Here is a 22,118-nt window from a genome sequence, read left to right as displayed (position 1 = left end):
TGTTTTCAGCTTCATAAAGTTGTCCTCTATTTACTTTTTAGTATTTACGTCACGACTTGTTCGGGATGAACCTCATGCGTATGACGAACCTTAATCCCACTTCCCGAGTTCGTCAAGAACTTTACTCAAGTTTTTTGTGAGCATTTCCATCTATTTTTCGGGAATAATTTCCCGACAACATAAGCTACTGTAAATAAAGGACTTTATTTTTTAGCTAAAAATCAGGCATGATCTTTGATCCATACTATTGCTCGCTTAATTGCAGCGAGTGCGCGCTCACGACCATACAACTGAAGTGTCGCATCCAAAGAAGGTGAAACCGTGTTTCCGGTAATAGCAACACGAATAGGCTGTGCCACCTTACCCATGCCAACCTCATGTTTTTCAGCACAATTTTTGATGACGTCATGAATAGGTTCAGCCAGCCAATCAGTGAGTTCACTTAACGCTTCCAGTACTGCTTCCAGCAACGGCAAGCTGGTTTCGTTCAGGTTTTTCTGTGCCGCTTTTTCGTCATAGCTATCTACATCCCGATAAAAATACACACTGGATTCAGCCATCTCTTTAAGCGTTTTCGCACGTTCCTGTAACAACACCACGATATCTACCAAAGCCGGACCTTCTGCAGGATCAATTCCCAATTCGCCCATATGCCAGCTTAAATGCTGAGCCACATATTCGGGAGCGCTGGTTTTAATATAGTGCTGATTCAACCAGAGTAATTTCTCAGTATTAAAACTAGATGCAGCTTTATTCACATCTTTAATATCAAATAACTGTGTCATCTCAGCCAATGAAAAGATCTCTTGATCACCATGTGACCAGCCTAATCTGACCAGATAATTTAATAATGCCTCAGGAAGATAGCCCGCATCACGATAGCTCATGACACTGACGGCACCATGACGCTTGGAAAGCCTTGCTCCATCATCCCCTAAGATCATAGGCACATGAGCAAATACCGGTGGTTTGGCACCTAAAGCTTTAAAAATATTGATTTGCCGTGGAGAGTTATTCAAATGATCATCACCACGAATCACGTGAGTCATCTGCATATCCACATCATCCACCACTACAGTGAGATTGTAGGTAGGCGTGCCGTCTGGACGAGCAATAATCAAATCATCCAGTTCACTGTTTTCAAAAACCACATTGCCACGAATGGCATCTTCGACCACCACTTGGCCTACCGTTGGGTTTTTAAAGCGGATAACCGGCTCAACGCCTTCACGCGGCGTAGTTAAATGACGGCATTTACCGTTATAGCGAGGTTTTTGCTTGTTGGCCCGCTGCTCTTCACGCATGGCTTCGAGTTCGTCTTTACTGCAATAACAGTAATACGCGTCGCCCTGATCCATTAATTGCTGAATGATCTCTTTATAACGATCAAAACGTTGAGTTTGATAAAAAGGCCCTTCGTCATAATCCAAGCCCATCCAGGTCATGCCTTCAAGAATCGCGTTAACCGATTCTGCGGAGGAGCGTTCCAAATCCGTGTCTTCAATCCTTAAAACAAATCGGCCTCCATGTTTTCTGGCATACAACCAGGAAAAAAGAGCGGTACGAGCGCCCCCCACATGTAAATATCCGGTCGGGCTGGGTGCAAAACGCGTGCGAATTGTCATAGTCAAAAGTTCTCTGCTAGCGATATAGATGGATTGCGATAAAGTGCGCTATTGTATCAGCTCAAGCGACGTCGTTTAGTGAGTCATCTACATGCCTTTATTGTTTTTATTGTTATCCGTCTTGATCCCCTGGTCAGCTATGGCCTCGACTGCTCTTGATGAGCGTTATGTCATACAGCAAGTTTCAGATAGCGTCTTTTATCACCAAGGCGGTCATGAAGAAGCAGACGATAAAAACCTAGGTGCAATTGCTAACGTTGGATTCATCATTGGCGATGAATGTGTTGCAGTCATCGATAGCGGTGGCAGTTTTCGAGAAGGTGAGTTATTGCATGCCGCTGTTCGTTTGGAAACCGAACTTCCCATCTGTTATGTCATCAATACCCATGTTCATCCCGACCATATATTAGGGAATGCAGCGTTTAAAGCAGACAACCCCAAATTTATCGGTCATGAGAAATCTCCGGCAGCCATGGCAAGTCGTAAATCACATTACGCCATGCAGTTTTCGGAAACATTGGGAAAGGCTTATCAAGGTACTGAGTTTATCGAAGCAGATATTCTCGTCAGCATTGAATCACCGCTTCGACTGGATTTGGGGAATCGTCCTCTCATATTAACTGCCTATACCACGGCACACACAGATCATGATTTAACCGTTTATGATGTCAAAACCAGTACTCTGTGGACCGGAGATTTGTTGTTTGTGGAACGTGTTCCAGCCTTGGATGGCAGCATTAACGGTTGGATTGATGCGATTAACAAATTGGTAGAGCTTGATGCTGCGATGATCATTCCTGGACATGGAACGGCTTTTGCGAGTGATGAATCGGTTGGCTGGCAGAATTTACTGAACTATCTGACAACCATTCGAGAAGAAATAAGATTCATCATTAATGACATGGGAACCATTGAAGAAGCCATTGCCTCGGTTGGCCAGCAAGAAGCTGAAAAATGGAAACTTTTTGAAGATTATCATCGTCGAAATGTCACCGCTGCATTCGTTGAATTGGAGTGGGAATAATAATAACCAGGGGAGAGAAAATCATGGGGCGCTTTTGTATTTTTACCGGCATGGTCGCCATGCTAATGAGTGTTAACTTTACCGCGCATGCAGCGACTGCTGAACAAGAGTTATGGGCTGGACTTAAACAGACCTATTTTGGTGATCGTGAAATTCGCGAAAATGCGGACGATTTGCTGGTGCTGGAAGCTCCCACTCGAGCTGAAGATGCTGCGATTGTTCCGATAAGCGTCAAATCGCTGCAACCACAAACAGCTGATAGATATATTAAAAACATTCATATCATCATCGATAAAAATCCGATGCCATATTCAGCCAATTTCCATTTATCACCGGCACTGGGTGAAATAGATATCGCCACCCGCGTCAGAATTGATCAATACACCGATATGCGTGCTATTGCAGAAATGAATGATGGATCGCTGCATATGGTTTCACGTTTTGTAAAAGCTTCCGGTGGTTGTAGTGCACCGGCAGGAAAAGATATGGAAGCCGCAATGGCTAGACTTGGCAAAATGCAGATCCGTATGCGTGATGCCAATATCGGTGAAACGACCCAAGCTCAGGTGGTAGTGAGCCATCCGAATAACAGCGGTTTACAGTTTGATCAAAAAACCCGTGGTTATATCCCACCACACTACGTCAAAGAAATGGTGATTGAATTTGCCGGTGAAAACCTGATTACCTTAGAAGCCGGAATTTCTATCAGTGAGGATCCCAGCGTACGGTTTAACTTTACTCCACAAAAACATGGTGTATTAAAGGCTGTCGTCAGTGACAGTAAAGAAATGACTTACAGCATGGATAAACAAATTTAGATTTCTCTATGACATAAAAAAGGCCGTATCAACGGCCTTTTTTATTTTAACTTTGTGAAGTATTACGGCTGAATACGGCAGTTTTTATAGGCTGCAGCAGAAACTTCTTCGTATTTTTTTATCTCTTTGCGTAATTCTTCGTGATCACGGAACTGAGCACCGCGATCTGCCGGGAGATTACGATACATATAAGCTGTACTGATATCTTCAAATTCAGTTTGTGTAAAAGCATTATCTAGTTCATCAACCACACATGAACATTTATTAACACCTTCATACAGGTTTAGTTTGGTATTGGCTTGCATACAATCGTTGACGAATTGAACTTTTGCAACAGTGTTGAAATCAGCTTTGCCATCAGCAAATGCTGTAGCAGATAACATTGTCATACTGGCCAAAAGAACTGTCAGACTGGCTTTCTTCATTCTCTACTCCTAAAGATTTTATTATATGGTGCTGGTGTGACTGGCAATCAAAAAGATAAGTTCCTACTGAAAAGCAGGATATTGACACTATACCAGACCGCCAATCAATCTTTTCAAGCGAAACACTGACGCAGTTTAATTTCCTCACACAAACAACATAGGGTAAAATCCAGCGTCAACCTATCACCCATCAAGCCATGCTTAATGCCGGAGAACATGATGAAAAAATTACTGCTTCACCTCGATACTGATATTGTAGCGAGCACATTTGACCAAGCTGTCGCTTACGATTCAGGTGTCGATAACATCATCGCCCATGGTGGAGCGACCCGTGACAATGTCACTGCTCATGTTCACGGCATGATCTTTACACGTGGCGGAAAAAATCTAAAAAACAGCGCAATTTTCATTGGTGGTTCAAACGTTGCGGCGAGTGAATTAGTCGGTGAAGCAGTTAAAAAAGCATTCTTTGGCCCGGTACGTGTTTCGGTAATGCTGGATCCAAATGGTTCTAATACCACAGCAGCAGCAATTGCTCGCAAGGTTATGACCGACTATGACATCACCGGCAAAAATGTGGTGATCATGGGTGCTGGTCCCGTAGGTCAACGCACCGCACTGTATCTATTGAAAGAAGGTGCAGCAAAGGTTGTTTTAACCTGCCGTAGCATGGCGCGAAGCAAAGCTACTGTAGACCATATGAAAAAAGCGTACGGCGTAGAGATTATTCCTGGTGAAACCCGAAGTGATGAAGCCGTTGAAGCATTACTCAAGGATGCGCATGTAGCGATAGCTGCTGGCCCAGCAGGTGTTTGTATCGTTCCTGAATCAACCTGGACTTCCAGCAAAACCCTTGAAGTTATTGCTGACGTAAATGCTGTTCCGCCACTCGGTGTTGAAGGCATGGAAGTGATGGATAACGGTACCGAAAAACAGGGCGTTCGCTTTTACGGTGCAATTGCGATTGGTAATTTCAAAATGAAAGTTCACCGTGGCGCTGTTGCTTCTTTATTTGATACCAATGATTTGTTTTTGGACGAAACCACTATCTACGACATCGCTTGCAAGATTGATAACGCCTAGTGACAACAATGCAACAACCGGTATCACCTGTCAGTCATCAAACGATTTTTGTACAGGCTCCGGCAAGACTTCACCTTGGTTTTCTGGATCTGAATGGCGGCTTAGGCCGCCATTTTGGCAGTATTGGTTTAGCGGTAAACAGTCACCATACCAAACTCAGCCTTGCTGATTCCGCTGAACAGCACCAATCTGATATCACTATCACCGATGCGACGAAACACAAAATCACCAAACTGATCAATCAGTTTTATCTCACCTTGGGGAAGACTATCCCCACGGCTTCACGTAAAACCACAATCAATATTCATTCATTGATTCCAGAACATGCCGGACTGGGCTCTGGTACCCAGCTTGCTCTGGTTATTGGCCGGCTTTTAGCTACCTACCATCAACTTGATGTGTCAACTCCAGACATCGCTCAGGCACTGGATCGGGGAAAACGTTCTGGTATTGGAATCAGCACATTTGATAACGGCGGTTTTGTGGTGGATGCAGGCTTAGGGGCTCACTCTCCAACACCTGTCCGCTTATTTCAGCAGGCCTTTCCATCCCAATGGCGATTGGTGATGTTGATGGACAAAACTCATCAAGGTATTCACGGCCAAACTGAAATTCAAGCATTTCAAACCCTGCCAGAATTTCCGTTGCAACACAGTCAACGAATCTGTCATTTAACACTGATGCAATTATTACCGGCATTAATTGAGCAAGATATTGATTTGTTCGGTAGTGCGGTTAGTGAAATTCAAACATTGATCGGCCAGCATTTTGCCCCGGCGCAAGGTGGTCAATACACCAGTAAACCTATTGCTATGCTATTAGAACACGCTAAATCATTAGGTTTTAATGGTATGGCTCAGAGTTCATGGGGACCAACCTGTTGTGTATTTACCGACAGTCAATCCAAAGCCGATCAGCTTATCGCTGAATTTCGTGGCAAGATAAACTCCGATCCGCAGTTACAGAATATTGAATTACTTAACGCAGCTGGTGTAAATCAGGGTGCAAGCATTACAATCGACAGCCAGACCAAACATTTTAATAACACAGTGAGGGATTAATATGTCCAAGCGTTCCATCATTCATATGCTCAATCCTATGAAGCAAAACAGTCCGTTTGATATCAACATGGCGCTGGATGCCGGTTATGACATCATCATGCCGTACAACAATGTTGAGTTGAATGAAGTAGCGGGATTAACGCAAGATGCTATTTTCTCTCGCGGTCCTGCTGGCGTGAAAAAAACCGGTCTTTTTATCGGTGGACGAGATATTGGTCTGGCGATGGATATGCTTGATGCCGCCAAATCGGCCATGGTTCCTCCTTTTGAAATCCCGGTATTTGCTGACCCAAGTGGTGCATTTACCACGGCAGCAGCTCTGGTAGCCTGTGTTGAGCGTGAACTCAAAAAACATTTCAATCAGGATTACAAAGGCTGCAAAGCCGTCGTTTTTGGTGGAACCGGTCCTGTGGGCTTAGCCACAGCTGTTATTGCCGCACTGCAAGGCGCGCAGACAACCATTGTTGATCACTTTTCATTAGATACTGCGCTGCAATTTTCTGACGAAGCACGTAAACGTTATGGCGTAAATTTACGTGCCACGACTGCAGCATCCGATGCTGATAAAGCTCGTCTGTTAAGTGATGCCGATGTGGTTTTCTGTACTGCAAAAGCAGGTGTTCAAGTTTTGAATGCTTCTGTACTTGAAGATGCCAAACAATTAAAAGTGGCTGGTGACGTCAACGCGGTTGCACCGTTGGGAATCGAAGGCGTCGAGCTGATGCATAACGGTGAACCACTTAAATTTGCTCCACAATGCCCTAAAGCAGTAGGTATCGGTGCACTGGCTGTCGGCAATGTGAAGTACAAACTGCAACAGGCCTTACTCAGAGAAACATTGGAAAGTGATAAACCGGTCTATCTGGATTTCCGTAATGCTTTTGAAGGTGCGCGTAAACTGGTTTAAAACCCCATAGGAGCCGGACATGTTTGAACGTCCCAAGCTCCTGTTAGTCGTCGCTCAAAGTGGACGAATGCTGGCGCAATCAGCAGCACGGGAAGGCTATCTTGTCCGTGTTGCTGATTGCTATGGTGACCTTGATACCCTTCAGGTCGCTGATCGCTATCTCAAACTCCCCGAAGCAAATAAAGCAAACCAGCATTTATGGCTGCAGGCGATCATTCGTCTAAGCGATGCTCAACCATGCAGCTTAATCTTTGGGACCGGGATCGAACGTCTCTATCCGTTGCTGTCGGAACTACCAAACCATATCCGTTACGCTGGTCCGTCTTATACCAGTATTGAACAGCTATCGACACCTACAAAATGGATAGCCTTGCTGGACAGGTTAGCATTGCCGTATCCCTCAACCCGATTTACCAAAGACCAACCATTCACAGGAAACTGGTTAGCAAAATCTGCTGCCGCCTGGGGCGGAACCCACATCGCCGATGCAGACTCGATCTCGAAGCACTCTGACGTTTACTTTCAACAGCAAATAGATGGCATCAGTGCTTCAGTATTATTTCTGGCAAGCGGAAATGCTTTTCACGTCTTACTTATCAACCAACAATTTACTGTAAATCCCGCTTTAAATGATTTCACTTTGCAAGCCATTAGCAACAATTTGCTGCTTGATGATAAACAACAACAAACTATTCATCATGCTTTGCAAAAGCTTAGCCGACATCTTGATTTAGGGGGGTTAATGTCATTGGACTTCATGATCAATTCATCAGGAGAGATTTTCCTGCTGGAGATAAATCCGCGCCCCACCGCATCCTGCCAGTTACTCCCCGAAGATTTACCGATCATCAGTTGGCAACTGATGACTTCAGCCGGTCAACTGCCGGAGATACCAATGCAACTTGCCAGCAGAAAACAACTGTTATGGTTTTGTTTTGCACCACACAAGATCACTATTCCGGCAGATTTTGCCTGGCCAGATTATTGTTTTGATCGGCCGGCAACAGACAGCATTATCGAACCAGGTGAGATCCTGTGCAATTTATTGCTAGAGCATACGGATCCAGATCATTTTGATGGTCATGACTTTGCAAACAAACTGATTGAAAATTTATCTGTCTCAGCTTGAAAACAGACCACTCACTACCCATATTACTGTCAACTTACTCTTAAGGAATTTCGAATGAAACGAATCATGTTGTATCTCGCCACCAATATTGCGGTGTTAGCAGTATTAAGCGTGACAATGCGATTACTTGGCATTGACAGTCTGCTCGATGAGCAAGGCACTGGATTGAATATGACCTCGTTGCTGATTTTTGCTGCGGTAATTGGTTTTAGCGGTTCATTTATTTCATTGGCGATTTCCAAATGGACAGCGAAACGTCTGACAGGAGCGCAGGTGATTACCGCACCGAAAAATCAGACAGAAAAATGGCTGGTTGATACTGTGGCTCGTCAGGCACAGCAAGCCGGTATTGGTATGCCTGAAGTCGCTATTTACAACTCTCCCCAACCGAATGCCTTTGCTACCGGCATGAACCGGAATAATGCCTTGGTTGCAGTCAGTACAGGTTTAATGCAATCAATGACACAGGATGAAGTTGAGGCCGTACTTGCTCATGAAGTCAGTCACGTTGCGAACGGTGATATGGTGACGATGGCGTTGATCCAAGGTGTGGTAAATACCTTTGTTATCGTATTGGCGCGTGTCATTGGCCATCTGGTAGATCGCGTGGTATTTAAAACCGAGCGGGGTCATGGACCGGCATTCTGGATCACCTCCATCATTGCAGAATTAGTGCTGGGTATTCTCGCCAGTATTATTGTGATGTGGTTTAGTCGCCAACGTGAGTTTCGTGCTGATGCAGGTGCAGCCCGATTAGTCGGTTCGGGTAAGATGGTTGCTGCATTGCAACGCCTCGCCGGAACCTCTGATGAGCCGTTACCGGATCAGTTACATGCTATGGGTATTTCTGGTGGGCGTGGTGGTATCAGTGCTTTGTTTATGACTCACCCCCCTCTGGAAAAACGTATTGAAGCGTTGCGTACAGGGCGTCGCTAACTTATTACAAAAAAAAGCCGGTTTTTAACCGGCTTTTTTTATATCTGTAACTTGTTTAGAAATCTTCTTCTTCAAAGTTGTAATCAAGCTTGTCTGACGGTTGATGAATATAAAAGCCTTGGGCGTAATCTGCACCCAATCGCCACAACAGGGCCATGCTCACGGCATCAGAAACAAACTCAGCAATGGTGCGTTTGCCAGCCTGCTTTGCTATTTCAACAATGGCTTTAATCGCGGCCTGATTTTCAGTGTCGTTTGCCATGTTTTCGACAAAATTGCCGTTAATCTTCAGATAATCGACATCCAGAACACTCAGGCTGTGTGAGAAGTCGATGCCCGAGCCAAAATGCTCTAAGCCAAACTCACAGCCAATGGCCTTAAGTTTGGCAATGATATTTTTAGTATCTTCCAGATTTTCCAAAGCGGCCGTCTCACTGATTTCAAAAATCAAAGCCTGTCCTGTTAAATTGTGTGCGGACAAAGTGGCCGATAACCAGTCCACATAGTCTTTTTCACGTAACGTTTGCTCGGAAAGCTTGATAAAAAATCGTGTTTTGGGATGAGATTTCCGATGCTCTGAAAGTTTTTTAAGTGCTGTACGAATCACCCATTTATCCACTTCTGTCATCATCTGCAATTTGATGGCGTATTGGATAAACTCTTCAGCGCGCAATGTTTTATCGCTTTCCTGCAGTCTTAATAAAACGTCATACAATTCTTGCTGCGGACCATGTAAACCGACAATCGGCTGGAAATGGAGTGTGAATAAATCTTTATTTAAGGCGTTTTGCAAAGTCGACTTCCAGACGGAAACATTATCAACCTCTGGCTGAATCAGTTTTTCCTGGAATCTGGCCGCCTGATTGCCACCAGCATGCTGGGCCTGAGTACATGCCTTATCGGCGTTTTCCAAAGCCGTTTGTGCAGAAGCCACATTTTCACCAATACGAGCAATACCAATGCTGCAATGTAAATCCATAATCTTACCGTTGGCATGAGAGACAAACTCATCAACCGTTTTCAGGTAAGCCTGGGCTCTGTCATTAACAAAACTTTCATCGGCACTGGGGATCACCATGGTAAAAATCTGGTCGCCATAACGACCTAATATTTCCCCTTCCTGTGCCGTACTCAATAACAGATCGGCAACACTTTTGATGACCGTATCACTGGTAGCAAGCCCTACCATTTCTTTTATTTGCTGAAAATCATCCAACACCATGTACAGCAAAGCAGAATCACTCTGGTTTTCAGCAGCCCGGTTAACCGCGAGTTGCAGTTCATCAACAAATCGTGTGCGGCTATATAAACCTGTCAGAGAATCAAAATCACGTACTCTTTTGAGCTGCTCATTATCATCATCACTGGCAGCTACACTTCGGTCACGCACCACTACCTGAGTACAATCTTCGCCTTCAACCTGTGCATGACTGAATTCGATATCAGCAACAAAGGCATAGCCACCACTTTTAAGGCATTGGGCTGTCACCGTTGCCGGCTTGGCATCGGCTTGTTCAGTAAACTGACGAAAGACCATTTTGAACTTGGCATGATCTTCACTATCAATCAAATCCAGAATCGGCAAACCATCAATGTCTTCCTGATCTTGATAGCCAAAAAGAGCAAGATAGGCGCGATTGACATAGATATGCATACCTTCATGCATATACGCCACCGCATCACGAGAACTTTCCAGCAACGCCCGTGATCGTTTTTCGCTCTCACGCAGTGCACGTTCATTACGCCGTCCTAAACGACGCATAAATAAATTATCCAGTTCACGCTCGGTGACAAACTTCAGTCGTTCCACATCGCCTTTTAAAATGACATCTTGTACGCCACTGCGAAACAGCTCTTTTTCGGCATTTTTATTGTCGGTAATCACAACACAAGGTAAATCCTTACCAAGATGTTTGATTAAATTAACAATTTCGATTGGGGCTAATGCGGGTAAATGGTCACGGCAAATAAGCAGATCCCAGCTTTGTTTAGCCAGACACTTTTCGACGGCATCAAAATCATGCTCTCGTCCAGCTCTGACAGCATGACCGGCACTGCGCAAGGTATTGATAACGGCATCAGCTTCCGTCAGCGAATCATCAACAATTAGTAACCGTAAAATGCCTTCAGCTCTCGCCACGCTGCTCACCTTTATTAAATTGCACCGGTGTCTTCCCTTCCAATTGGGTCATGGATAATGTCATCCAGTCATACGCTTGCTGGTTAACGGCAGTAGCCGATAAATCCTGAGTGTTAATCTTAGCGCCAATCACCATTTTGATCACACCCGGTCGTTTCAAAAAGCCTCTTTTGGCCCAAAAACTACCTGCATTATGTGCGACCGGGACAACCGATACGCCGGCATCAACAGCTAATCGAGCACCACCGATACCAAATCGTCCCATGGTACCGGGCGGTAAACGGGTGCCTTCAGGAAACACCACCACCATCGCACCTGATTGTAACCTTTCTTTGCCTTGCTCAATCACCTGATTTAACGCTTGACGACCTGCATTGCGATCAATAGCGATGGGGCGTAACGAAGCCAGTCCCCAACCAAAAAACGGGATCCATAACAGTTCCCGTTTCAATACCCAGACCTGGGGGGGAAACACCGCCTGTAACGCCAGAGTTTCCCAGGCAGATTGATGTTTACACAACACCACACAAGGTTCATCAGGAATGTTTTCTCGTCCTTCAACTTCCAGCTTTAGACCGCAAATCACTTTTAATAACCAGATATTCATCACCGCCCAACGGCTCACCACCCAGTAACGCTGTTTAAAAGGCAATGGCCAGATAAGCACGCCAATAATAGAAAACAGGATGGCGGTTACGGCATAAATAATCAGGAAAATGAACGAACGAAAAGTCTGCATCAAATAGCGGCTTCCAATAATGCGTCGGCAACTGCAGCCAGATTGTCATACACCGGCACACCTTTCGGGATACCTTTTTTAAGCGTTTTTTCGCCTTTACCGGTACGTACCAATATGGGTTTTGCACCGGCAGATTGTGCCGCCTGAATATCGCGCAGGGAATCACCTACAGCAGGAACACGATCCAGATTCACTCGCAAGCGGTGTGCAAGCTCCTTAAATGCCGCATCTTTGGGTTTGCGACAATCGCAATTATCATCAGGGCCATGCGGACAGAAAAAGATAGCTTCAATACGTCCGCCAACCTGCGCCAACATGCGTCGCATTTTGCTATGAATGCGGTTGAGGGTTTCCACATCCAGCAAGCCACGGGCAATACCGGACTGGTTGGTGATTATCACTACCCGATAACCGGCGTAATTCAGTCTCGCAATGGCTTCCAGACTGCCTTCAATCGGCTCCCATTCTGCCGGAGATTTAATAAAATCATCGGAATCATGGTTTATTACACCGTCACGATCGAGAATTATCAGCGACATATACGCATCCTAATTTTGTAATCGGGAAATATCCGCCACACCCAGAAACAATGCCCGAGTCTGATTTAACAGCGCCAGGCGATTATGGCGAATTGCTTCATCTTCTGCCATAACCATGACTTCGTCAAAAAACGCATCAATACTTTCACGCATATCGGCCAAACGACGTAGTACGCCAGTGTAATCCGCCTGCTGCATCATCGGTGCAACATCCGCTGATACGCGTTTTAAGGTTTCGGCCAATTGCTGTTCGGCCGGTTCTTCTAGCAAATCAGGATTTAATTGATGATCCGCTTCATACGCATCATTTTTCCGCAGGATATTATCAATACGTTTATTGCCCGCCGCCAAAGCTTCAGCCTGCTCCATTGCACGGAAAGCTGATACTGCTTGCATGCGTTGCATAAAGTCCAACGGACGTGTCGGCTGCAAGGCCAGTACTGCTTCAAATACATCACCATGGTGTCCGGCATCTGCTGAATATCCGCGCAAGCGGTCAAACAGATACTGTAATACCGGAGCAACAATATCGGTTTCAGTAAGTTGTTGATCATAGCTTTGCACTGACTGCTGCAGTAATTCCGCCAGATCCAGATCCAGATTGTTTTCGATAATAATCCGTAATACACCTAACGCAGCGCGACGTAGCGCAAACGGATCCTTGGCACCTGATGGTGGCTGACCAATACCAAACAAACCACATAAGGTATCGATTTTTTCAGCCAGACTCAGTGCCTGACCGGTTTTGCCTTGTGGCAATGCATCGCCAGCGAAGCGCGGTAAATATTGTTCATCCATCGCCAAAGCAAGCTCTTCCGGCTCACCATCCAGGCGGGCGTAAAAACTGCCCATAATGCCTTGCAATTCAGGAAACTCACCGACCATTTCAGTCACCAAATCACATTTAGCCAACATCGCAGCACGTTGTGCCAAAGTCGAATCACCACCGATTTTGTCGGCAATAAATCCAGCCAGTTTGGCAACACGCTGAGATTTGTCGTGAACCGTGCCCAGTTGATTCTGGAACACGATGGTTTTCAGTTGTTCCTGACGATCCGCTAATGGCCGTTTACGATCGGTATCCCAGAAAAATGCCGCATCACTTAATCGCGGCAGAATTACCCGCTCATTTCCGGCAATAACCTGTGCCGGATCGCGACTTTCGATATTACAAACGGTGATAAAAAATGGCAGTAACTTTCCTGCAGCATCTTCTACCGGGAAATATTTTTGATGACCTTGCATTGAGGAAATCAACGCTTGCGACGGTAATTCCAGAAAACGTTTATCAAATTCGCCTGATAAGGCGACTGGCCATTCCACCAGACCGGTCACTTCATCAAGCAGTTCATCGTCAATGATGGCCTGACCACCCAGCTGACTTGCCAACTCATTCACCTGTCCACGGATCGCTTCACGACGCTGCGCAAAATCGACCATGACATGGCCTTCACTGAGTAATTGCGGCGCATAAGTCTGAGCAGTGCTGATACGGATAGCATGTGGATGATGAAAACGGTGCCCATAGCTCAGCTGATCGGATTGCACCCCCAGCAGACTGGCAGGAATAACTTCATCACCTAACATCAAGATCAGCCAATGCACCGGTCTGACAAATTCTTCCGACAGGCTTCCCCAGCGCATACGTTTAGGGATTGGCAAAGCGGCTAATGCCTGTTTCACAATCTCTGGTAACAATTCGCCTGCTGCTTGACCCGCCTGTTGTTCGCGATACACCAGCCAGGCACCTTTATCCGTTTCCAATGTTTCCAGTGCGTCCACATCCACACCACAGGAACGGGCAAAACCTTGCAACGCTTTGGTTGGATTGCCATCCTCATCAAACCCGGCAGTGACGGCAGGACCACGTTTTTCAACCTGGCGATCAGCCTGATGTGTCTGCAGTCCGTTGATGACCACTGCCAAACGGCGAGGGCTGGCATACGCTTTTGAAGCTGAAAAACTCAGTTCCGCCTCAGTTAACCCTTTTTCGATGCCTTTCAATAACGCATCACTCAATGTCGATAAGGCTTTAGGCGGTAATTCTTCAGTACCCAGTTCCAACAGGAAATCACGTACATCACTCATGACTGCACCTCATCCTGATTGGCTAACATCGGAAAACCTAATGACTCGCGGCGATCGTAATAGGCTTGTGCCACGGCTCTGGCCAAGGTTCTGACCCGCAAAATAAAACGTTGTCTTTCGGTAACCGAAATTGCTTTACGTGCATCCAGTAAGTTAAACGTATGCGATGCTTTTAAAACCATTTCATAAGCAGGTAACGGCAAGCCCGCTGCAATCATTCTTTCACTCTCTTTTTCACAGGTATCGAACTGCTGGAACAAATGTTCGGTATTGGCGTGTTCAAAGTTATAGGTGGACATTTCGACTTCGTTTTGGTGAAACACGTCGCCATAAGTCACCTTACCTAATGGACCATCAGCCCACACCAGATCATAAACACTGGCAACACCTTGCAGATACATGGCGATACGTTCCAGACCATAGGTGATTTCACCGCTGACCGGCTTGCATTCGAGGCCGCCAACCTGCTGGAAGTAGGTGAACTGTGTCACCTCCATACCGTTTAACCAGACTTCCCAACCCAATCCCCAGGCACCTAGCGTTGGTGATTCCCAGTTATCTTCCACAAAACGAATATCGTGAATGCTGGTATCAATACCCAGCATTCTCAGCGAGCCAAGATACAGTTCCTGAATATTCAACGGCGATGGTTTGATCAACACCTGAAACTGATAATAGTGCTGCAGCCGATTGGGGTTATCGCCATAACGGCCGTCCGTCGGACGACGCGAAGGCTGCACATAGGCCGCACTCCATGGCTCCGGGCCGATAGCGCGTAAAAAGGTTGCTGGATGGAAAGTGCCCGCACCTACTTCCATATCGTAGGGTTGCAATAACACACAGCCTTGCTCCGCCCAGTATTGTTGCAGGCGCAGAATCAGCTCTTGAAAGGTTTTTGGCGTGGCCGCCACGGTTGCCGCAGAATCACTCATTGAGAAAATTGTCTTCGCATGACTAAAAATGCACTGATTATAGCGAATAACACCGTGGCTTGTAGAGACAACTCAGCAATCATTGGAGGCTTTCGTTGTAATCCAATTTTGTGACTGCCACCGTGAGGAAACAGATACGGTACAATGCAGCGACCCTTGAAACGTTAAAGAGCAGAATCATGTCGCGACTTATCGGCATCGTGATGGACCCGATTTCGGCCATCAATATCAAAAAAGACAGCAGTTTTGCGATGCTGCTGGCCGCTCAGGCCAAAGGCTGGACTATTCAGTATATGGAACAGCAGGATCTGTATCTGAACCAGGGCAAAGTGATGGCCAGCATGCGGGATTTGCAAGTTACTGATAATGCGGACAACTGGTATCAATTGGGCGAGCCGACCACCCGCCGATTGAATGAACTTGATGCGATTCTGATGCGCAAAGATCCGCCGTTTGATATGGAATATATCTACAGCACCTACCTGCTCGAACAGGCGCAGTCTGAAGGTGTATTGGTGGTCAATCACCCGCAAAGCCTGCGCGATGCCAATGAAAAACTGTTTACTGCCTGGTTCCCCCAATGTTGCCCGCCCACCCTGGTGACTCGCAAGAAATCACTGATGCGTGAGTTTCAGCAACAACATGGCGATATTATTATCAAACCGCTGGATGGCATGGGTGGCGCTTCGATTTTCAAAGTCAGCCAAGGCGATCCCAATTTTTCCGTGATTGTCGAAACCTTGACCGATCAAGGCAAAAAATCGGTAATGGTGCAGCAATATTTACCGGCAATCAAAGACGGTGATAAACGCATTTTGCTGATCAACGGTGAACCGGTGCCCTATGCGTTAGCGCGCATTCCTGCAGCAGGTGAAACCCGTGGCAATCTGGCAGCAGGAGGCCGTGGTGAAGGCCGCGAATTAACGGAGAGAGATCGTTGGATTTGCCAGCAAGTCGGACCGAAATTGCGTGAAAAAGGTCTGTTATTTGTTGGTCTGGATGTCATTGGTGATTATCTCACCGAAATTAATGTGACCAGCCCGACCTGTATTCGTGAGCTGGATCGGCAATTTAATCTGAATATTGCCGGAGATTTGATGAATTGTATTGAGGCGCATTTATGAAGACTGTTGTACACAGCCTTTTACTGGTTATTGGTTTAAGTTTATTAACGGCTTGCGGAGACAGTGATCGTGCATTGCAAGCCAAGTTTTATGCATTTGGTACTGAAATTGACGTCAGTCTTTATGGTGTTGATCAGGAGGCCGCGGCCAAAACCATCGACGCACTGGAACAATCATTTTCTGATGTAAATGATCTCTGGCATGCCTGGCAACCCAGTGTGTTAACCAAAATCAATGATGCCATCGCTGCGGGCGAGCCGATCGAAGTCGATGAAAACGTCGCATCGGTTATTTTACTGGCTCAGACATTGGCCCGTGAAAGCGGTCAATTATTCAATCCGGCAGCTGGCAATTTGTTCAGGTTATGGGGCTATGAACAGGACAACTGGTTTGAATCTCGCCCACCGCCATCACAAGACGATATTGATGTCTGGCTGGCTGACAGTCCGACTATGGACGATATCCAAATCGAAAATGGTGTATTAACCAGTAACAACACCAACGTCAGATTAGGTTTTGGCGGCTTTGCCAAAGGCTATGCTGTTGATAACGCAATCGCCATATTGCAACAACAGGGTATTCAACATGCGGTGGTTAATATCGGTGGCGATTTACGCGCTATCGGTAAACATGGTGAGCGGCCTTGGATTATTGGTATTCGCCACCCGCGTCATGACAGAGTTCTGGCTTCCGTTGCAGTCAGCGATGATGAAAGTGTGTTCAGCTCTGGCGATTACGAACGATTTTTTATCTACGAAGGCAAACGCTATCCACATATTCTGGATCCACGAACCGGCTATCCAGCCGATCAGGCAATGTCTTCTACCGTGATTCATAAGAATGCTTCTCTGGCGGATGCGGCGGCCACCGCTATTTTTGTCGCTGGCAGTGACTGGCCAACGGTCGCGGCTGAGATGGGACTTGATATGGTCATGCTGGTCACCGAAGATGGCGAAGTCGAAATGAGTCCGGCGATGCAGCAACGTGTCAGACTAACCGGACATGATCGTGAACCTGTTATTCGTGACATCCCGCAAGAGTAGTTAAATGATTCGCACTTCAAGCGCCACTGATCGCTTTATTCTGACCATTATTGGCTCAGTAATTCTGCATGCGATCGTGGTGTTTGCTGTCAGTTTTAACGTAACCTCTCCGCCGACCAACGCGCCAGTCAATCAGCTTGATATCACGCTGGTGAAACAACAAACTGAACAGGCACCAGAAGAGCCAAGTTATCTGGCACAAGTTACTAACGAAGGTGGCGGTGACACCAAAGAAAAATCGCCAGAACCAACCCCCGATATGGCTGCGCCCATTGCCGAAGAACCACCAGCAGCAATAGAACCCTTGCCTGCACCAATCACAGAACTGGAACCTGTTCCGGTTGAAACGGCGACTCCAGAACCCGTTCTGGATGAAACACCACCAGTAGAAGAGGTGCCTGCCGTGGTTGAGGCTGCGCCAAAGCCAGAACCACCAGTGGTTGAAACACCTGCACAGCCAGTTGAAGCTAAGCCAGAACCTGAAACCGCCAGCAAAAAAGTCACTACTGAAAATGCCGACCGTAAAGTCGAGACAACGGAAAACATTACCGAATCCGTTGTCGATGCTATCGAAACCATTGAAATGGAAACACCCCAGTTGTCAGGATCAGAACTGATCGCCCGGGCGCGTAATGAAATTGGTTCTTTGCAAAGCGCTATGGAGAACAACAGTAAATCATTGAGTGAAACACCGAAAAAACGGCGTATTTCAGCATCAACTAAAGAATATTCTGCTGCGGCTTATATGCGAGCCTGGGAAATGAAGGTGGAACGCATTGGCAATATGAACTACCCGCAGGAAGCCAAAGATCAAGGTATTAATGGCAGCCTGATGTTATCAGTGGATATCAAACCGGATGGCAGTGTGCCGCCGGATGGCATTGTGGTATCACGTTCATCAGGCCATAAAGTACTGGATGATGCGGCGGTGCGTATTGTGCGTCTGGGTGCGCCGTATGCTGCGATTCCCGAGGACGTTCTGCAAGGCAGCGATATGCTGACCATTATCCGTACCTGGAAATTTGAAAGTGCCAGAGGAATGTCAGCGCGCTAGGGTCTGTTGATATAACTGATAACCGATTTCGGCCTTACTGCGATTGTTATAACTCAGGTTCAACTCTGTTTTCAGCCGTTCCGCCACTTGCTGCAGCTGTTGCAGTGAACCGTGGCGTAATTCGAGTTCAATTTCATGAATCATCGCGCGTTGTTCACCTGATCCGGCTTCGCCAAAATCATAAGCCAGCTCAATCACGGTATCCTGCGGCGCTTCAAGCAAATACACATCACGCTGGAACTTGGTATAAAACAAGCGTTGCAATTGCTTCCAGCTGCCACTGTCATCAACTATCGGAGCCAATGGGGTCTGACGCAACAATGGCAGATCAAACTCCCCATTCAGCACCGGATGTTCCCACTCTTCACGCTGATGCAGCCCATCCTGAACTTTGCCACTGGTCTTTACAGTCTGTACCCACTGATCATCGACTTGTCGCAGTCGTAAGGCGATGCCCTGCTGCTTCAGTTTCAGCCGCGGTGTATCGAAATATTCCGTGCGCAGTTGCAACTGATGTTGCTCAGAGGTCATCGCCAGCAACCAATCCAGCTCGGCAAGGTTCAGTTTAGTCTCGCCGCTGACGGCGAGTTTCATTTCCTGTTCAAGACTCATTTCAGTAATGGCTTCAAATAATGTCCGGTATGCGAACGTGGATGTTCGGCAATCTGTTCCGGGGTACCGACGGCAATTATCTCTCCACCGCCAGCACCGCCTTCAGGACCCATATCAATCACCCAGTCGGCTGTTTTCACTACATCCAGATTATGCTCAATCACCACAATGGTATTGCCGCGATCCCGCAGGTGATGCAGCACTTTCAGCAATTGCTCGATATCGTAAAAATGCAGACCGGTAGTCGGCTCATCCAGAATATACAGCGTTTTTCCGGTATCACGTTTTGATAGTTCTTTGGCTAATTTAACCCGCTGCGCTTCACCACCTGACAACGTTGTAGCATTTTGTCCGAGCTTGATATAGGTCAGCCCAACATCAATCAGTGTTTGCAGTTTTTTCGCCACCACCGGAATATTTTCGAAAAATACATTGGCATCTTCAATGGTCATATCCAGTACTTCGGTAATGGTTTTACCTTTGTAGCGAATATCCAAGGTTTCACGGTTATAGCGCTGGCCCTTACACACATCACAAGGCACATAAATATCGGGCAAAAAGTGCATTTCGACTTTAATTAGTCCATCGCCCTGGCAGGCTTCGCAACGACCGCCTTTAACATTAAAACTGAATCGTCCCGGCCCATAGCCGCGTGCTCTAGCTTCTTGAGTTCCGGCAAATAATTCCCGAATCGGCGTAAATAAACCGGTGTAAGTCGCCGGATTGGAACGAGGTGTTCTTCCGATCGGGCTTTGGTTAATCGCAACCACTTTATCTAACTGTTCCAAGCCAAGAATATCGGTGTGCGGAGCTGGTTCTTCCGATGCGCCATTCAGGGTTTTGGAGGTCAGCTTCAACAACGTTTCATTAATCAGCGTGGATTTGCCAGATCCCGAAACACCCGTCACACAAGTCATCAGACCTATCGGAATATCGACATCGACGTTTTTCAGATTATTGCCGCAAGCACCACGCAGACCAATTGATTTGCCAGCATGTGCCGCTTCACGTTTCGCCGGAATTTCAATTTTACGTCGACCTGACAGGTATTGTCCGGTAAGTGAATGCTCGCTATCCATGATGTCTTGTGGCGTGCCACGAGCAACAATTTCACCGCCATGTACACCAGCACCTGGTCCGATATCCAATACATAATCCGCACTGCGAATCGCATCTTCATCATGTTCAACCACAATTACCGTATTGCCCAGATCACGCAGTCGGGTCAAGGTTGCCAGCAAACGATCATTATCACGCTGATGCAGACCAATCGACGGTTCATCAAGGATGTACATTACTCCCACCAGACCGGCACCGATCTGGCTGGCCAAACGAATTCGCTGTGCTTCACCACCGGACAAGGTATCGGCACTGCGAGCCAGCGAAAGATAATCCAGCCCGACATTCACCAGGAAACTTAACCGAGCACTGATCTCACTGACGATCTTGCTGGCGATTTCGCCTCGTTTACCAGGCAATTCCAATTGCTGGAAAAATTTTGTGGCTTCACCAATCGGCATCGAAGTGATTTCAGGCAAATTAGTTTCATTAATAAATACATTACGCGCCGCTTCCGTCAAACGGGTGCCATGGCAATCCGGGCAGGCCCGGATCGAATGGAATTTGGCCAGTTCATCTCGCACACTGCCTGATTCTGTCTCATGATAACGGCGTTGCAGATTCGGAATAATGCCTTCAAAAGCATGTTTACGGGTGACGCGTTTGCCCCGATCGCTGATATAACTGAAATCAATTTCGGTACGACCACTGCCATACAAAATCACTTGGCGGACATTTTCCGGAAGCGAGTCAAATGCCGCATCAATATCAAACTGATAATGCTCGGCCAACGATAAAATCATTTGGTAATAATAAGCATTGCGTCGATCCCAGCCACGGATCGCACCAGCTGCCAAGCTCATTTCAGGATGTGCTACAACGCGAGCAGGGTCAACAAACTGCTTAATGCCCAGTCCATCGCAGGTGGGGCAGGCACCGGCAGGGTTATTAAAGGAAAACATGCGTGGTTCAAGTTCGGCAATCGAATAACCACATTCAGAGCAGGCAAAACGGGCAGAAAACAGAGTTTGATCAGTGTCATCGTCCATTGACACCACTTTGGCCACGCCATCCGCGAGTTTTAAAGCGGTTTCAAATGATTCGGCTAACCGTTGCTGAAGATCGTCACGCACTTTAAAGCGGTCGACAACGGCTTCAATGGTGTGTTTTTTGCGTAATTCCAGTTCAGGTGGATCATCCAGTTCAACCACTTCGCCGTTGACTCGGGCACGCACAAAGCCTTGGGCACGCAGCCCTTCAAATACAGATAAATGTTCACCCTTGCGATCCTGAATCACCGGAGCCAGCAACATCAGACGTTTGCCTTCCGGCATGGCTAAAACGGTATCGACCATCTGACTGACAGTCTGCGCTTCCAAAGGCAAATGATGTGTCGGGCAGCGTGGTTCGCCAGCACGCGCCAGCAATAGTCTTAAATAATCGTAAATTTCGGTGATGGTGCCAACAGTGGAACGCGGATTATGCGAAGTTGATTTCTGCTCGATGGAAATAGCCGGTGAAAGCCCTTCGATATGATCGACATCGGGCTTTTCCATCATTGATAAAAACTGTCTGGCATAGGCAGACAGCGATTCCACATAACGGCGCTGACCTTCCGCATATAAAGTGTCAAATGCGAGCGACGATTTGCCTGATCCCGACAAGCCGGTAATGACAATCAGCGCATCTCTGGGCAGGTCCAGATCAATGTTTTTCAGGTTGTGCGTACGGGCGCCGCGAATACTGATATTTTTCATGCCTGTTCCGTAGTAAAATCCAA

19 protein-coding genes are annotated in these 22,118 nt (G+C 46.7%); 10 read left to right on the top strand and 9 right to left on the bottom strand.

Annotated features, from left to right (window positions below):
• Positions 1–221 precede the first annotated feature (221 nt).
• Positions 222–1,625, bottom strand: coding sequence for a glutamate--tRNA ligase (gene gltX, locus Q7V21_RS10385; protein ID WP_304917232.1), 1,404 nt, complete (start codon positions 1,623–1,625; stop codon positions 222–224).
• A gap of 91 nt (positions 1,626–1,716) precedes the next feature.
• Between gltX and Q7V21_RS10380 the strand changes: the two genes are divergently transcribed.
• Positions 1,717–2,649 carry a quinoprotein relay system zinc metallohydrolase 2 gene (locus Q7V21_RS10380; protein ID WP_304917231.1) on the top strand — a complete coding sequence of 311 codons (933 nt, stop codon included), beginning with the start codon at positions 1,717–1,719 and terminating at the stop codon, positions 2,647–2,649.
• A gap of 23 nt (positions 2,650–2,672) precedes the next feature.
• A complete protein-coding gene (locus tag Q7V21_RS10375) occupies positions 2,673–3,467 on the top strand; it encodes a quinoprotein dehydrogenase-associated SoxYZ-like carrier (protein ID WP_304917230.1) in 795 nt (264 codons plus the stop codon).
• Between the two features lie 62 nt (positions 3,468–3,529).
• On the opposite strand, the gene Q7V21_RS10370 is transcribed toward Q7V21_RS10375, so the two are convergent.
• Complete coding sequence (locus Q7V21_RS10370) at positions 3,530–3,892, bottom strand: hypothetical protein (RefSeq protein ID WP_304917229.1); 363 nt, start codon at positions 3,890–3,892, stop codon at positions 3,530–3,532.
• A 216-nt stretch (positions 3,893–4,108) separates the two neighbouring features.
• On the opposite strand from Q7V21_RS10370, the gene Q7V21_RS10365 reads away from it, so the two are divergent.
• From Q7V21_RS10365 to htpX, 5 genes are read left to right on the top strand one after another with little or no spacing between them, the layout of a single operon-like run.
• The gene (locus tag Q7V21_RS10365) at positions 4,109–4,975 is read left to right on the top strand and encodes an NAD(P)-dependent methylenetetrahydromethanopterin dehydrogenase (protein WP_304917228.1); all 867 of its coding nucleotides are present in this window, start codon (positions 4,109–4,111) and stop codon (positions 4,973–4,975) included.
• Between the two features lie 8 nt (positions 4,976–4,983).
• The gene (locus Q7V21_RS10360; protein ID WP_304917227.1) at positions 4,984–6,036 is read left to right on the top strand and encodes a beta-ribofuranosylaminobenzene 5'-phosphate synthase family protein; all 1,053 of its coding nucleotides are present in this window, start codon (positions 4,984–4,986) and stop codon (positions 6,034–6,036) included.
• A gap of 1 nt (position 6,037) precedes the next feature.
• On the top strand, positions 6,038–6,943 hold the full coding sequence (locus Q7V21_RS10355; protein ID WP_304917226.1) for an NAD(P)-dependent methylenetetrahydromethanopterin dehydrogenase: 906 nt from the start codon (positions 6,038–6,040) through the stop codon (positions 6,941–6,943).
• 19 nt (positions 6,944–6,962) lie between these two features.
• Positions 6,963–8,072 carry an ATP-grasp domain-containing protein gene (locus tag Q7V21_RS10350; RefSeq protein ID WP_304917225.1) on the top strand — a complete coding sequence of 370 codons (1,110 nt, stop codon included), beginning with the start codon at positions 6,963–6,965 and terminating at the stop codon, positions 8,070–8,072.
• A 54-nt stretch (positions 8,073–8,126) separates the two neighbouring features.
• Positions 8,127–9,008, top strand: coding sequence for a protease HtpX (gene htpX, locus Q7V21_RS10345; protein WP_304917224.1), 882 nt, complete (start codon positions 8,127–8,129; stop codon positions 9,006–9,008).
• Between the two features lie 55 nt (positions 9,009–9,063).
• Here the strand turns inward: htpX and Q7V21_RS10340 are convergent, their stop codons facing one another.
• From Q7V21_RS10340 to glyQ, 5 genes are read right to left on the bottom strand one after another with little or no spacing between them, the layout of a single operon-like run.
• Positions 9,064–11,148 carry an EAL domain-containing protein gene (locus Q7V21_RS10340; RefSeq protein WP_304917223.1) on the bottom strand — a complete coding sequence of 695 codons (2,085 nt, stop codon included), beginning with the start codon at positions 11,146–11,148 and terminating at the stop codon, positions 9,064–9,066.
• Positions 11,135–11,887, bottom strand: coding sequence for a 1-acyl-sn-glycerol-3-phosphate acyltransferase (locus Q7V21_RS10335; protein ID WP_304917222.1), 753 nt, complete (start codon positions 11,885–11,887; stop codon positions 11,135–11,137). Before Q7V21_RS10335 ends, Q7V21_RS10340 begins: the two co-directional genes overlap by 14 nt.
• Positions 11,887–12,426, bottom strand: a complete 540-nt coding sequence (gene gmhB, locus Q7V21_RS10330; protein ID WP_304917221.1) for a D-glycero-beta-D-manno-heptose 1,7-bisphosphate 7-phosphatase — start codon at positions 12,424–12,426, stop codon at positions 11,887–11,889. Before gmhB ends, Q7V21_RS10335 begins: the two co-directional genes overlap by 1 nt.
• 9 nt (positions 12,427–12,435) lie before the next feature.
• Complete coding sequence (glyS, locus tag Q7V21_RS10325) at positions 12,436–14,514, bottom strand: glycine--tRNA ligase subunit beta (protein WP_304917220.1); 2,079 nt, start codon at positions 14,512–14,514, stop codon at positions 12,436–12,438.
• Positions 14,511–15,446 carry a glycine--tRNA ligase subunit alpha gene (gene glyQ / locus Q7V21_RS10320; RefSeq protein ID WP_304917219.1) on the bottom strand — a complete coding sequence of 312 codons (936 nt, stop codon included), beginning with the start codon at positions 15,444–15,446 and terminating at the stop codon, positions 14,511–14,513. The genes glyS and glyQ overlap by 4 nt, the downstream gene beginning before the upstream one ends.
• A 179-nt stretch (positions 15,447–15,625) precedes the next feature.
• Between glyQ and gshB the strand changes: the two genes are divergently transcribed.
• From gshB to Q7V21_RS10305, 3 genes are read left to right on the top strand one after another with little or no spacing between them, the layout of a single operon-like run.
• Positions 15,626–16,570, top strand: a complete 945-nt coding sequence (gene gshB, locus Q7V21_RS10315; protein ID WP_304917218.1) for a glutathione synthase — start codon at positions 15,626–15,628, stop codon at positions 16,568–16,570.
• Positions 16,567–17,613 carry an FAD:protein FMN transferase gene (locus tag Q7V21_RS10310; RefSeq protein WP_304917217.1) on the top strand — a complete coding sequence of 349 codons (1,047 nt, stop codon included), beginning with the start codon at positions 16,567–16,569 and terminating at the stop codon, positions 17,611–17,613. The genes gshB and Q7V21_RS10310 overlap by 4 nt, the downstream gene beginning before the upstream one ends.
• A gap of 4 nt (positions 17,614–17,617) precedes the next feature.
• Positions 17,618–18,667 carry an energy transducer TonB gene (locus Q7V21_RS10305; RefSeq protein ID WP_304917216.1) on the top strand — a complete coding sequence of 350 codons (1,050 nt, stop codon included), beginning with the start codon at positions 17,618–17,620 and terminating at the stop codon, positions 18,665–18,667.
• Here Q7V21_RS10305 and Q7V21_RS10300 read toward each other — a convergent pair.
• A complete protein-coding gene (locus Q7V21_RS10300) occupies positions 18,656–19,279 on the bottom strand; it encodes a CYTH domain-containing protein (protein ID WP_304917215.1) in 624 nt (207 codons plus the stop codon). The genes Q7V21_RS10305 and Q7V21_RS10300 overlap by 12 nt on opposite strands.
• Positions 19,276–22,095 (bottom strand): excinuclease ABC subunit UvrA, encoded by a 2,820-nt coding sequence (uvrA, locus tag Q7V21_RS10295; RefSeq protein ID WP_304917214.1) that lies wholly within the window; start codon positions 22,093–22,095, stop codon positions 19,276–19,278. Before uvrA ends, Q7V21_RS10300 begins: the two co-directional genes overlap by 4 nt.
• Positions 22,096–22,118: the final 23 nt, after the last annotated feature.

Source organism: Methylophaga sp. (assembly GCF_030651745.1).
Note: the sequence above shows the minus strand (reverse complement) of the source record. Positions and strands in the feature narration are given on the sequence as shown.